This window comes from Streptococcus sp. UMB0029 (genome assembly GCF_002871495.1).
In the GTDB taxonomy this organism is placed as follows: domain Bacteria; phylum Bacillota; class Bacilli; order Lactobacillales; family Streptococcaceae; genus Streptococcus.
Genome location: NZ_PNGD01000011.1, coordinates 34,743 through 49,209 on the forward strand (window position 1 = coordinate 34,743; position 14,467 = coordinate 49,209).

Here is a 14,467-nt window from a genome sequence, read left to right on the forward strand (position 1 = left end):
CCATCGTCGCCTACTGTTACTTCCTTACCTGGGTTCTTGTCTTTGACTTTATCTGCCACTTGTTTCTTCTCTTCTGGAGTTAAGTGGGCTGTGTCTTTGACTGGAACTTTGTCGGTTGGTTTCACTAGTTCGAAGTCTTGGTTTACTAGCTCTGTTCCTGGAATTGTATGACTGATTCCTGTTGTTGGATCTGTCACTGTTGCTGTTCCGTCGTCGCCTACTGTTACTTCCTTACCTGGGTTCTTGTCTTTGACTTTGTCTGCCACTTGTTTTTTCTCTTCTGGAGTTAAGTGGGCTGTGTCTTTGACTGGAACTTTGTCGGTTGGTTTCACTAGTTCGAAGTCTTTAACAGTTAAATCTTTGGCTGGGATTAGTACTGAATCACCAGTTGTTTTATCTGTAACGGTAACATTACCCTTATCATCCGCAGTCACAATTGTATTTGGATTAGATTCTTTAACTTTATCCACCAATTTTTCTATTTCTTTCGGTGTTAAGTGTTCTGGATCTGGAACTACAATTGGTAGTGGAATTGTTACTTCAAATTCTCTTGCTGGTTCACCTTTAGCGCTAGTTAATTTACCAGGAATTGTAATATCACTAGTTCCTTCTTTTGGAAGTTTACCATCTTCTTGGGCAATTCCTCTTCCTGTTGTTGGATTTACAGGTAACTCGTTATGAGTTAACTCTACTTTTCCTCCAGTTACAACTTTTTCGCTAGCAATACCTGGTAATTTAACTTTAGTACCTTCAGGAATCCCATCAACTGTTACTTCAACATTTCCTGTTTGTGGATTTTGTATTCCTACCGTAAATGTTGGAGTTGATGTAGATGGTTTTTCTACGTACGTTACTTCTACAGTTTGTGGTTTGTCTGTCAATGTAACAGTCTTGTTACCGTCTTCAGCTGGCACATACACTTTATCTCCAACTGTGATTTCTTTTGGTGTGTATGGGATGGTTTCACCTTGGTGATGCGCTCCTGATGGAACATCAATCGTAATTGGTGTGCCTTTCGTTTCCCCGCCTACTTTTGGTTGGTATTTCACTTCTGTTGAAGCATCTTTTTCTTTATAGGCTACTTCTACAGTTTGTGGTTTGTCTGTCAATGTAACAGTCTTGTTACCGTCTTCAGCTGGCACATACACTTTATCTCCAACTGTGATTTCTTTTGGTGTGTATGGGATGGTTTCACCTTGGTGATGCGCTCCTGATGGAACATCAATCGTAATTGGTGTGCCTTTCGTTTCCCCGCCTACTTTTGGTTGGTATTTAACATCCGTAGACACCACTCCCACATACACGGTCAACGGGTCACTTTCTTTACCTTGACTGTCAACCGCCTTAAGAACTGCTGTATAACGTCCAGCTGGAGTTGCTTTTCCAGGTGTTTCTTTTAATCCAGAAACAATGTTTACTGTAGGTGTGCCGTACGGTTTGTCAGTTTCATTTGTAGCTTTATCTTCTGTATCTCCAACAGTTACTAGATTTTCTAGCATAGCTTTAGTGATACTTGTTCCTGATGGGAAGACTTTACGTGCTGTTTCGCTACTTGCTTCTGATCCTTTATAAGATAGTGTAGGCTTAGTATTCGTCACACTAGCAACTTTCCACTTACCTGTCGCAGCTGGCTCTTGTCCTGCGTCTGGTTGAGTGTAGACACGAAGTCCTAACCCTTTATTATAGGAATCAGTGTTATCTCCGTTTGCATTTTCTTCTTTAATATGAAGTTTTGCCGTTCCGCTTTGTTCATTTAGAGCAATACGAATATTATTTTCTGCTGGATTAGTAGTGCTTGGAATAGAAGTAATTGTTCTGACATATCCATTTGCATTCGTCACTGTTGCTGAATTAGTTCTTGTTGCTTCTGTATGCCATCCATCCGTTCCACGAACAAGTACAATACTGTTTGATTTATCCCCTGTTTCTTGATTATTATGGAATCGTAATTCAACTCGTTTAGCATCATGTGGAACAGTGAAATCAATATGTTTGCTACCAGCTATGGCAGGAGTTATAGCATAACTTCCCATTTGAACAACCTTATCATCTCCCTGCCTGCTCAATTGAGTACCTGCTATAGTTGTTGTTACTGTTAGATTTGCTGGTTTAACGTTTTCACCATTTTTTTGAACAGACTGACGAAGTTTGACATCATCAGGAAGAGTTGCCGTCCATGTATTACCGTTGATAGTTACTCCGCCATTGTTTTCGCTTGTTAATACGCGACCACTTCCATCATTCAGCGCAACTCTGACTACTGCTTTACCAGCAGAAGCATTCAATCCTCCCAATGTACCTGTAATCGTACGTGAAGTTGAAGTCACTGGAGCAGTGTCAAATGTTGGTTTTGGAGGTGTTACATTTACAGTTACTGGAATTATCTTACTTGGTTGAACTTGAGTTGCCCCTGGAAGATCAGAACCTGTAACCTGTGACTTCGGCAAGGTTATCTTGACATGGAACGTCTGTTCTCCTGAAGTTGTTGCCCTTGCATTTTCTCTTACTCCACTAGCATTAACCCATTCATAAGTTGTTCCTTCTGGCAAGTTTTCTGAATTAGCTACCTTGATTACTGCATCTCTCGCTTGTTGGTCAGACAAACTTGCTCCTTGATCAACCGTAACCTTAGTCGGATTAAGCATTACATCGAAAACTTTGTGGACAAGTCTACCCTCATGTTTTAATTTGTCATCATCTTCAGGCCTATTTGTAAATCGACCAGCATTATATTTAGCACCAAAGGTATATTCAGTTGTTCCAAGTCCATCTGCTCTGAGAAGCTCTTGGATTCGTCCGTGATTAGTAGTTTGTGTTCCTTTTTTAACATACCAGCTCATACCTTGTGGTAATCCTGTATTCGTGTAATAACTTAGTTCGTTATCATTACGAGGTTGTCTGTAGAAATCGTAAACAAGATTAGCAATAGGGAAAGTTCGAAGCACTCTGTATCTAATATTCAGTTTCTTAGTTCTACCTTGACCAAAATCAACCGTTGCTTCTACAGTTTTTATTTCTTCGCTTCCACTTCTTATACTGCTAGTTTCGAGAGCAGCTGTGACAGTTGCACCTTGTGGTAAATTTTGAAGCGTATTTCCTTCTTGAACTTGAATTAATTTATTTAACTCATCTTGTGTTAAACGTTCCCCTTGTTTAACATTGATAGTTTCATGTGCAACTAAGTCATAACCCACCTTGAAGAATCCAAGTTTTGCACCATCGCTATTATCCTCATGACTCTTATTACCAGAAGCATCGGTTGTTTTAGCAATTACTTCATATGTGGCTGGATCGATTTCTTTTTTCAAGCTATTAATAACAGCTGTGTTCTCAACACCATTTGCGACAATCTGTACTTTAGTGTCACCTTTCTTAACCCACATGTTTAATTTATTACGAACAGTATTACTTGAAGGATTTGTTACATCATCCTTATCGTAGTTATCTGTCACTTTGGCTAAGCTAGCAAAAGAAGTATTATCTGCTAGACGGCCTGCTTGAGCACTTGTAGTCGCTAAAGTATTTAAAGTTGAACGTTCAACTTGAGGAGCTGTTGGATCTACTGGCACAAAGTATACATTAATGACATTTGTGTTATTAGCATTTGTATTTCCACGATCTTGTAATAACTGATCATTTGTATATTTCGGCATTAGATACAATTGTTTTTTCACAACTAATGAACTACCATTTTGCCCTTTAACAACATTAGTTAAAGGAATTGCATTGGCACTATTTGCAGCTGAAATACTATCGCTTCCTAGAGTAGTACCAACAATATTTCTATTATTGATATCTGTACGATTATTCTCAACAAGCTTATTCGTAGTATTATCAACATTTCCTCCACCACCATATGATGTTGGATTTACTAAATCTAATACGTTAACTCCTACTCCATTTTTACTAAAATATCCAGTAGACGCGTTTCTGCTGAAACCATTAGAATTTGCTTCTCCTAATGCTTTATCATTCCCTGTAACAGTCGTTAGGGATGGTTGTCCTTGACTATTTTTTGGAGTAGCGGTAATAGTTTTTAAAACTTCATTTGTTTGTAGAGCAACACCACTCGTTGCATCAAATTTATAAATTAATGATTTTCTGTCCTGACTCCATTCAAACCCTGGATCTGTTGAACGGTTTGCAGGTTTTCCATTATTCGTATACGTAATATTGTAATCATCACGAATATATGCAAATCGAGTAACGACATTAGTTCTCGGATTAATTTGTAATTCTGCAATCTTATTGTCTTTATCTAATGCAGTAATTAATCCAGTATCCGAAATAGTAATATCAGAAGCTTGTTTTCCTCTTAATACTCCATTTTTATTTGCTTCAAAAATTGCTTGCTTAATCGTATTTTTTTCAGCCTCAGAAAGAGTTCCTCTACGATTATTCGTCAAATCTTGAACTTGAACGACTAATTTATTAGATGCTAAGTTTGAAAGTGTGCTTCTTCCTGTAACGTTTCTATTTTCACTATTATCAGAATTTACAGAATAAGCTGTTGTACCTTGTCCTCCACTAACTTTTACTACTGCATAAACTTGTTGTCCTTCTGTTAAGTTAGTTGTAAAGTTCTCTGCTGATAAAGTTGTCGTTCCACTTCTATCTGTTACAATCTTGCTAGCGACTCTAGTAGTTCCTTGATAGAGCTCAACAGTCACAGTTGCTCCATTTTGTAATTGAGCACTTGTTGGAAGACCTTCTACGGTTACTGTTGGTTTTGAACTTGCTGTACCATAGAATTGAGGTTGAGCTATTGTTGGCGCATTTGGCTTCACATTAAACTCAATTGTTTTTTCTAAAAATCCTCTTCCATTAGTAGAAGCAGTATCCCCTGTTAATCCTGGCGGATTTGTTGGTAATCCTTGTGTAGAAGTTTTACTATTAGGGAAATAAGCTCTTGCCTTAACTGAATGTTTTCCAATCTTGTCAAAAGAAACATGTTCTCTAATTTCTCTATTATCTTTTAGATAGCGGAATACCATTCCACTACCCCAATCATTCGTTACATTTCTTCCATCAGTAATTGCTAAATAATGATTTGGATCTAAGCTTTGAGTATTTAATCCTAATACATCTGAACGAGTATTATCGTCAACTCGTGTACCTCTATCTTCAAAAGCTAAATCATATGTTTTAACTTTGAATTTAAGTGTAGCTTGATTTCCTCTATCTACATTTCCTGTTGCATCATCTGAAACTTTTAAGGTAACAACATTTGTTCCTAATGTAGCATTAGGAGCCACTTTACCCGTAATAGTAGCAGTCGCAGGATTTGTTTCTGAACCACTATTTTTTGAAAGAGTATTTCCATTATTTATAACAGTATTTCCGTCTTTTAAGGTAACCCCAGCAGGCAATCCACTAATTTGCTTAATATTAATTTTTCCATGCACATTATTATCATGCATTTTTAATGGAATATTTAAAGTTGCTCCTCTAAATACCTCTATCTCTGGAACTCCATTTTCAGAACCTCCCAGTGTATAATCAGTATTATTCGGATTTGTCATTTTAACAGTAGGAGCGACAGTATCCGTCACATTAAACGTCATTGGTACAGCTTTTTTAGTAGGTGTATAAATTGTATAATTTACTCCACCTATTGATTTTGTATTTACAGTACTAGGGAATACAGCCGTAGCAATATACTTAGTAATAGTTCCTAATTCGTTTAATTTCGTATTATCGGGAACCTCAGTAAATCTAATAAAATCAAATTCATTCCATTTAAACTGAATATTTTCTGGATAGTACTTATCATTATTTACAGTATTATTTACAGTATTACTTTCTGCTACTTTAAAGTAATTACGAGAATTTCCTAATTCACTTCCAACAGTACGATTTTCTGTCGTACTATTTTTTGCTTGAATATCTACAATACGATATTTAAATTTATATGTTTCTCTATTACCATATTGGTCAGAAGCTTCAACTGATGCAATTTGTTCCCCTAAAGTAGCATCATCTGCAACTTTATTACTATCATCACCAGAAATTGTATGATTTAAAACAGTAGTAGTTCCTACACGCTCTTTATCAACATTATCAACTTTATTAAAATAAACCCCTTTTGGTAAGTTTCTTACCATCAAGCTACCAATTCTACTCTCATCTGTTACTTTGAATGTTGGATTAAATGCAGCTCCACGATAAATAATAAATTGGTTTTCCTCTGCGTTTGTAGTCAATGTTCTACCATTCATTGTAACAACTGGCTTATTAGAGTCTGGAACTGTTAAGTTTGTAAAATGAAAATCTACATAACGAACGGAATCATCTTTATTTCCTGTTAATGCATTCTTCTCATTATCCATGTAGGTAATTTTAACTTGTTTCTTAACCCCTACTTTAGCAGTATTTCCATCAAAACTTGCTGAATCAACATCAAATGTAGTTTTCGCTAATTCGATAATTTTTTGTTTTTGAGCTTCAGTTAAAACTTGTCCAATTGATAAGTTGTTTAACTCACGAGGTAGAGTTACATATTTTGTTTCCTCATAAGCAGCTGCTCCTTGTGGAGTATAACGTACTTTTACAGGGACAATTTTTTCACCTGTTAAATTGCTATTTCCATCTGCCCACTCTACATTTTTAATGGCACGGTTTTTAATATCATTTGAAGAACCTGGGAATGTATCTGAATTCCCTTTAAATATATTTCTAAATGTATCTGAATTCCCTTCATTCCAATTTGTAAACAAATCAGGAATTCTACTTGAAATATTATTATATCCAGAAATAAAGTCTGTGGCATTTCCTAAGTTATCAGTTGTTTTTCGAGCTTGATTCTCTTTTGCTTCATTTTTTATAGGCTCAAAAATATCTGACTGAGTTACAATATTAAATGAGAATGGAATTTTAATCGTTGAACCATTATATGTTCCTTCTAAGTAAGCTAAATGTCCACCTTTTGTTCTATCTTTAGAGTTCGTTAAAGCGTCATTAGGATTATTATAATTATAGAAGTTATGAATATGAGAATACTTAGAACCATCAATGGTTGCTGTAGGAGTTATTTTTAGTAATAATCCTCCTTTTCGAGGTCTTTCATCTTGACCAGTAGTATTATTTCTTAATACTAATCCTGCATCAATAAATCTATCTCCCATTACAGTACTTACAGCATCACTATTAAAACTGTATGAAGAATTTTCAAAAGCTCCTAATTGAGTTCCTTTTAAGAAAGTTTTCTTTTTAAAGTCCCCGTTCGTAAATGAATCTGTTTTAATAGTATAGGCATCTTTCAATGTTCCCCATTGAGAGTAACTTCTGTGTTGAGTTAATCCCAAAGTAGTTTCATATGTCTTCACACCTGCAACATAATAAGGAGCATCTGCACTATTAGAATGTGTTGTAAATTCGAATGAATAAGAATGGTTAAATCCTCCTGGATTTCTTCCTTGAGGCTGAATTGCGATAATGTTTTTAGTTGAGTTTCTAATATTTTCAAATAGGAAATCCGATTTTTGAATAATATCTCCATTTACACCACTTCTATTAAAGTAGTAGTTGGTAGAATTCTTAACAAAATCTTCTAATGTTCTAATAGGTGCTTGAATATATGGGCGACCATTAATAAGACCTGTACCTTTGTAATATTCTCCACCATTAACGCCTTCAGTTGTACCCATTTTACCATTCAGAAGACCTTGAGATTTTTCCAATACATCTTCAATAGTTCCTGTTGCAATTTGTGATTCATTTTCTTTTAACACAACTGAACTACTAAAATTATGTCCGTCAGGCAATGTAAAATAGTAGAATGGTTTTTGGTGAGGTTCATGACCATTGTTGAATTGAATTTTCCAGTTAAACTCATAACCTGTTTGTTCGTTCCCTGATACACGATTTACCTGTACATAAACCCTATTTCTAGTCCATGCAATTCTTTGAGGACCTTGCATATTATTATTGTTAATCGGGCTATTTTCAGCATTATTCGAGTTATACAAGAATGTCCCTACTGGATAATTATATCCATGATAGTTTGGATCATTAATACCTGCTGATTGGAATCTTCTAACGTCATCGTTTGTAATCATCCATGCTGTGTATGCATTCCCAAACTCCGTATTAGCCCCTTCTCTAGTATTAGGTGCTCTAAAATAAGATTCTGGAAGCATCTTATTTCCATTTCGAGTATCACGCTTACCTGAGTTTTCACGAGTTACTGCTAAGACAAGTTTTTTCTCTGCTTGCTTACCTTGCTTCATTAACTCTTCTATCTCTGAAGCAGATAATTTCGGATTTGCTAACCCATTTTCGACAGAGCGGACAATTTCTTCTACTCCCTCCAAGAGTTTCTTGGTCTCAGGGCGTTCAATTTTTTTAGCAGTATCTAAGTAAGTGATTAAACTTTTAGAAAGTGCTTCTAATTTATCTTTATTAGCAGTGTCTTCCCCTTTATTTTCATCTTTTTGAACAGCTTTGATTTCTTCAGCCTGATTAGTAGGAGTCACAGCTTTATCAGATACTTTAAGCTCTTTTGTATTTTGAGCTTTAGAATCAGCTCTATCTTCCTTGTTAGAGGTTTTATCCTCAGTCTTAGACTTAAGTTGACGCACTTGCTCTGTAAGAGATTGAACTCGACTTACTTGTCTTGTAAGCGCTTCCTGAGAAATGTCTTCTCCATCAAGTAAACGCTTATTTTCATCGGTTAATTGAGAAAGTTGATTAGATAGACTTAATAAACTTTCCTCGTCTACTTTTGCAATTGCAGCTTGAAGTTCACTAATAGCCTGAACAAGAGGAGACTTATCCACTTGCTTCTGAGCAGCAGGTGTTTTGTCACTCTCTACTTCTTTTGATTTCTCTATAAGATTCTCTTTAGGAGGAACTCCCTCTGTCAGTCCCGTAACACCAGCATTTACCTTTTCAGTATTGGCCGTAACAGGTGATACAGGTAAAGTATCTGCCTTAACCGCACCATTAGCGAAAAACATTAATGCCGCTACGGCAACACTTGCAGCACCAAAATGGTATTTCCGAATAGAATAACGGTATAATTTTTCACCATTATCATTACACTTTTTACCAAACATAAATATGTCCTTTCTATTCTTTCAGTAGAATAAGTTTAAAATCTTAGAGACAAAATGACTCAATATTATGTTAATACTTTTAAAATAAAAAATCAAGCATTTACATAAACATCAACCAAAGATGTAAACGCTGTAATCGTTATATTTCAAGGCGTTTCTGATATATATATATATATATGCAAGGTTTATTATACTGCTGTTTTAGACCATATGTTATAAAAATTTAATATAAATAAAAAACAGATCTTACCTTTTGCTTCGGAAAAATCTGTCATTATTTTATTTTAAATGGTAGACTGCCTATCCTTACATTTTATAGACAGCGGATTGATGAAAGCTTATTATTGGGTAAAGAGCTTCTCCCAAAAAACTCCAACCATGGCTTGCGAACCTTATCCTTGCTGGCTTCTCTGTATTTTTTTAGTTCCAAGAACGCCATCTTGACTAGATGGTTTTCTTGTCCGTTATTGGTTATGGTCTTATAATAGTGCCTCAAACTCAGAGACAGTCATGCCTAACTGCTGACTTGCAACTTCAGAAGTCAAAAGACCTTGGCGAACGAGATTTACTAGACCTACTTTTAATCCCTCTTCGATACCCTCTGCTCGTCCTCGTTCCAGTCCTTGTTCAATACCACGCTCTAAACCTTGTTCGATACCTTTTTCAATACCTTCTGCCCTAGCAGTTTCCAAAGCATAGTCCTGTGCTAACAAGGCTTGTTCTTCTCGCATACGTAGTTGACTAAACATCTTCCTGTCCTCCTCGGACCAGCTCTTGTAGTCTAGCAGTTGATCTGCTTGGCTGATGGCTCGCTCGGGTTGCTGTGTAAAGGGCTTATTCCCAAAAAACTCCAACCATGGCTTACGAACCTCGTCTTTGCTGGTTTCTCTGTATTTTTTTAGTTCTTATTTGCGATGCTCTTTCAATAGTTCTTCAAACTCAGAGACAGTTATACCTAACTGTTGGCTGGCAATCTCAGGTGTCAGGATACCTTGACGAACCATATCTAGGAAGGCAAAAAGTTTCCCTTCTTCTCTTCCTTCAACTTTCCCACGTTCTAATCCTTTTTCTTCAGCTTGCTCCAAAGCATAGTCATGAGCCAATAGCGCTTGTTCTTCTCGCATACGTAGTTGACTAAACATTTTCCTGTCCTCCTCGGACCAGCTCTTATAGTCCAGCAGTTGGTCTGCCTGACTGATGGCTCGCTCGGGTTCTTGGGTAAAGGGTTTATTCCCAAAAAACTCCAACCATGGCTTACGAACCTCGTCTTTGCTGGTTTCTCTATATTTTTTTAATTCTAAGAACGCCATCTTGACTAGATGGTTTTCTTGTCCATTATTGGTTATGCTTAAAACCTCACCTGTCGTATCCTCGCGCATACTAAAGCTGTGAAAGGCTAAATCATCTTGGAAATAATTACTATCTACAATAGCGATTGCGTATACTGGTGCGATGTGTTTGTAACTTTGATGAGTATCACCTTCACGTTGGCGAATTTTTTCTAGATTTTGATTGACCTGACTGCACAGGTAAGCCCACAGGCGATTGATGAAAAAATTCTGATGATGAACTTGAATTTCAATAATAACTTGCGTACCGTTGTCTAACTCCGCCAAGACATCTATGCTAGTATAGAAATCCTGCGCCGAGTACGGCATGGAAGGCAAGACGTGAATATTACTTCCCTCTAAAATGGTCACATTTTTGGCTGGCAAGTCCAGCATATCGCGGATAAATTGACAAGTGATCTCTGGATTGCTAAAGATTTTTTTAGCAACCAAATCGTTGGTCGGGCTGATGCCCGGATGACGTACAGTCATATTTCTTCTCCTTTCATTATACCATAGTTTTAAATCTAGATTTACTAGATTCGATGGTTCTATCTATTTATTCGGAAAAAGTAGAAAGAGTAGATAGAATTAGGAGAAATTTCAAACGATATTATTTATCTGAAAACGATGGACACCCACCATAGATATTATAAACCTTATAAAACAAAAGAGCTAGCCTAAGCTAACTCTTGTCCTATGCGGAGAGAGGGACTTGAACCCTCACGACCTAAAGCGGTCACAGGATCCTTAGTCCTGCGCGTCTGCCAATTCCGCCATCCCCGCGTCGATTACTTTACTAGTATATCAACTTTTAGGATGCTTGTCAACACTTTTTTCAGATTTTTTTCATTTTTACTAAGCAAGTTAGTCTAAAATTTCATTTAGATTTTCATCTACTAACTTAGCTCCAAGTGTATTTTTGAAATGTCCAAGGGCAAATTGGTGATTTTCAGGCCAGATGGAAGCAACAGCTGGTTTAACAATCTCGATATCATATCCTAGATTATAGGCATCTATAGCTGTATGTAGGACACAGATATCGGTCAAAACTCCTGTTAAGATAACGGTAGACACTCGACGCTCTCTCAAACGGATATCCAGGTCAGTTCCCGAAAAAGCTGAGTAATGGCGTTTATCCATCCAAAAGACACGACTGTCTGAACCATGCTCTTGATAAAAGGTTCCCAAATCTCCGTATAAATTCCGTCCACTAGTGCCAATCAAATTGTGAGGAGGAAATAATTTACTTTCTGGATGGAAACAATCGTTTTCCTCGTGAGCATCAATGGTAAAGAAGATATAATCTCCGCGTTCAAAAGCTAACCGTGTCACCTTACTAATGGCTTCCGAAATAGCTTGAGCTGGAACACCTGCTGTCAATTTACCACTGTCAGCAACAAAATCTTCTGTATAGTCAATCGAAATTAAAGCTTTAGCCATTAGTAATCTCTTTTCTTCACTTCTTCAAAAATATCTGAAATCAAGACCTTAAGATAGGTTCCCTTCATTCCAAGCGAGCGACTTTCAATAATCCCCGCAGACTCAAGTTTACGAAGGGCATTGACAATCACAGAACGGGTAATTCCGATACGGTCTGCAATCACTGACGCAGTCAACTGACCTTCATTGCCATTTAACTCCCCTAAAATTGCTGAAACAGCACGGAGTTCGGAATAAGAAAGGGTATTAACCGCCATGGTAACAGCAGTACGACGGCGAATATTTTTCTCATCCTCTTCACGTTGGAAGTTAAGAAGCTGAATCCCAACAACGGTACTGGCAATCTCAACAAGAATCAAGTCCTCGTCATCAAATTCTTTATCATTGCGCCAAATAATCAAAGAACCAAGGCGAATCCCTGATACATGAATCGGTGCAATAGTCGTCAAACCATCTGGAAAATCAGAACGACTTTCCACAGGGAAAATACTCAAATCATGATCAACTGTCAGATTGGCTTCTGTATCATAAATCATGTTGGCTCCCTGAATATATATATCAGGGAAAATCTTAGTTTGGAAGAACTGCTCTACACGATCCGTATTGGTTTTGTAACGCATAAAATAACCAAGGAGACGTCCCTTGCTATTGACGATACAAGCGTTACAGTCAATAATGTCTGCCAATTGACGGGTAATCGCATTGTAGGGAAGTTCTTCCTGTAACTGCTCCTCCGAACGCTTCAGAATAGAAGTAATTTTTCTAGTTTTTTCTAATAAATGTGCCATTTTTCACCTCGAATTTAATCGCTATCATTATAACATAAACAGCTTGAATTTTCAATTATTATCTGAAAATTGCTTATTTAATTGCAATTTGAAAAAACAAGAATATTTTTAATTAAATTGCTTCTTTTCTATTGACAAGCTCCCTATTTTTGTGTATTATAATATTACAAAAAGATAATATAACTATTTTATCTATCTTTCTTTTTCCATTCGGTCTCCTTATATAAAAAAGCGATTCATTTTGAACCGCTTTTTCTTATTTATCGCCCTTGTTACGAATCACAAAGCCTGTTTTCTTTTCGCTTGAAGTAGTGCGTGGTTTTTTATTATCCTTACGGTAACGTTTTTCCTTATCAAAACGATTATCTCCACGACTGACTTTCTTGAAATCATCACGACGACCACCACGACGGTTATCTCCTCGGCGATTATCACGACGGTCATCTCCACGACGACCTCCCTTAGCTTTACCACCGAAGCCATTAGCTGATGGTTTAAATGGCAGTGGTTTTTCACGTGCAATCTCCACTTCTGGAAGGCTATCTGGGTCTTGGACTGTCAGACTCAAAATATACATTGCCAATTCTTCTGGAGTAAATTCGGCAGCTAGCTTACGAGCATCCTTACCAAATTTCTCAAAGTTGGCACGGATAGTCTCATCTGCAAAATCACGTTCAATTTTCTTAAGAGCCACTTGTTTTTTTGCTTGGAAGGCTTCTTCTGCACTTGCAGGTTTGAGACCTTTCATGCGTTTCTTGGTCAAATTCTCAATGATTTGGAGGTAGCCCATTTCATTTGGTGAAACGAAGGTAATAGACTGACCTGACTTACCAGCACGACCTGTACGACCTATACGGTGAACATAACTTTCAGGATCTTGTGGGATATCGTAGTTATAGACATGAGTCACACCTGAGATATCCAAACCACGTGCTGCCACGTCTGTTGCAACCAAAACATCGAGATTGCCATTTTTGAAGTCACGAAGGACACGAAGACGTTTGTTTTGGTCTAGGTCGCCATGAATTCCTTCTGCACGGAAGCCACGGATTTTAAGTCCACGAGTCAATTCATCTACACGGCGTTTTGTACGACCAAATACGATAGCAAGTTCTGGTTGTTCCACATCCATAAGACGAGTCATGGTATCAAATTTTTCTTGTTCTTTAACTCGGATATAGTACTGGTCAACTAATTCTGTTGTCAATTCCTTGGCAGCAATCTTCACATGCTCAGGTTCTTTCATAAACTGAACACCGATACGTTTGATAGCATCTGGCATAGTTGCTGAGAAGAGCAAGGTTTGTCGATTTTCAGGAACACGAGAGATGATGGCTTCGATGTCTTCAAGGAAGCCCATGTTGAGCATTTCATCTGCTTCGTCAAGGATAAGCGTTTCAATATCTTGTAATTTCAAGGCCTTGCGTTTAATCAAGTCCAAGAGGCGACCTGGAGTTCCCACCACGATATGGGCACCAGATTTAAGAGCCTTAATTTGTTTTTCAATGCTTGATCCACCATATACTGAACGGACTTTGACTCCCTTACTGCGACCAAAGCGGAAGAGTTCTTCTTGACTTTGGACAGCTAGTTCACGAGTTGGAGCGATGACCAAGGCTTGGATAGTTTCTTCTTCTGTACGGATTTTTTCAAGGGTTGGCAAGCCAAAGGCTGCAGTTTTTCCTGTACCAGTCTGAGCTTGACCGATAACATCCTTGCCTTCAAGGGCCAAGGGAATAGTTTGTTCTTGGATAGGACTGGCTTCTACAAAACCAGCTTTTTCAATCTCTGCTAGCAAATCAGCAGACAAGTTTAATTCATTAAATTTCACGTTCTTCTTCTTTCTAAAGGT

Annotated in this window: 5 protein-coding genes, 1 tRNA gene and 1 pseudogene; all 7 read right to left on the reverse strand. The window is 37.4% G+C overall.

What is annotated here, in order from left to right; translation table 11 throughout:
• Window positions 1-9,056, reverse strand: a 9,056-nt coding sequence (locus tag CJ239_RS08325; RefSeq protein ID WP_142367004.1) for a YSIRK-type signal peptide-containing protein, incomplete at its 3' end; no start/stop codon positions are given.
• A 479-nt stretch (window positions 9,057-9,535) separates the two neighbouring features.
• Window positions 9,536-9,961, reverse strand: a pseudogene (locus tag CJ239_RS08335) (hypothetical protein); the annotation flags it as partial.
• A complete protein-coding gene (locus CJ239_RS08340) occupies window positions 9,962-10,876 on the reverse strand; it encodes an Rpn family recombination-promoting nuclease/putative transposase (protein WP_102211222.1) in 915 nt (304 codons plus the stop codon).
• Between the two features lie 208 nt (window positions 10,877-11,084).
• A tRNA-Leu gene (locus CJ239_RS08345) sits at window positions 11,085-11,170 on the reverse strand.
• Between the two features lie 81 nt (window positions 11,171-11,251).
• Window positions 11,252-11,827: a cysteine hydrolase family protein gene (locus CJ239_RS08350; protein ID WP_102211223.1), complete on the reverse strand. Its 576-nt coding sequence runs from the start codon at window positions 11,825-11,827 to the stop codon at window positions 11,252-11,254.
• Entirely contained in the window at window positions 11,827-12,615 is a 789-nt protein-coding gene (gene codY / locus CJ239_RS08355) for a GTP-sensing pleiotropic transcriptional regulator CodY (RefSeq protein WP_102211224.1), read from the reverse strand. The genes CJ239_RS08350 and codY overlap by 1 nt, the downstream gene beginning before the upstream one ends.
• A gap of 256 nt (window positions 12,616-12,871) precedes the next feature.
• Entirely contained in the window at window positions 12,872-14,446 is a 1,575-nt protein-coding gene (locus tag CJ239_RS08365) for a DEAD/DEAH box helicase (RefSeq protein WP_102211225.1), read from the reverse strand.
• Between the last annotated feature and the right edge of the window lie 21 nt (window positions 14,447-14,467).

Excerpts from the sequence above, each read along its gene's own strand:
- CJ239_RS08340 (WP_102211222.1), bottom strand. The coding sequence starts at position 10,876 with ATGACTGTACGTCATCCGGGCATCAGCCCGACCAACGATTTGGTTGCT.
- CJ239_RS08350 (WP_102211223.1), bottom strand. The coding sequence starts at position 11,827 with ATGGCTAAAGCTTTAATTTCGATTGACTATACAGAAGATTTTGTTGCT.
- codY (WP_102211224.1), bottom strand. The coding sequence starts at position 12,615 with ATGGCACATTTATTAGAAAAAACTAGAAAAATTACTTCTATTCTGAAG.